Below are 569 nucleotides of genomic sequence, written 5' to 3'. Positions count from 1 at the left end.
ATAAGAAAAGAAACCCAAATAGCTTCGTTAAATATAGGAGTTATGGTTGGAGCTGTTTGTGAAGAAAAGCAAGAACGTGGTATATCTCATTTCATAGAGCATATGCTTTTTAAGGGAACTGTAAATAGAGATAATGAAAAATTAAATGGTGATTTAGAAAATTTAGGTGGAGAGTATAATGCTTATACAGATTATATGTCCACTGTTTTTAATACTACTACTTTAAATGAAGAATTAGATGTAAGTTTAGAATTAATTAGTGACTTACTTCAACATCCTACTTTTTTAGAGGAACACATTGAGAAGGAAAGAGGAGTAATATTAGCAGAATTAAGAAGTGGTAAGGATGATGTAGAAGATTTATCTTTCCAGAAAATAAATGATATGGCATTTACTCATAGTCCATTGAAGATTGATGTAATAGGAAAAGAAGAGATTGTAAAGTCAATTAGTAGAGAAGATTTGATAAGATATTATAATAATCACTATGTTTCTAATAATACAGTGATAACAGTGGTATCATCTTATGAACATGAATATGTAATAGAGTTAGTTAAAAAATATTTTAG

The 569-nt window shown here is 28.1% G+C and carries 1 protein-coding gene; it reads left to right on the top strand.

Features of this window, described 5'->3' with window-relative positions; translation table 11 throughout:
• The coding region (locus B2671_RS14065) for a pitrilysin family protein (RefSeq protein ID WP_346870965.1) at positions 1-569 on the top strand (569 nt) is incomplete at both ends.

The organism is Clostridium sp. UBA5119, from assembly GCF_002414285.1.
GTDB lineage: Bacteria > Bacillota > Clostridia > Clostridiales > Clostridiaceae > Clostridium_J > Clostridium_J sulfidigenes.
Note: the sequence above shows the minus strand (reverse complement) of the source record. Positions and strands in the feature narration are given on the sequence as shown.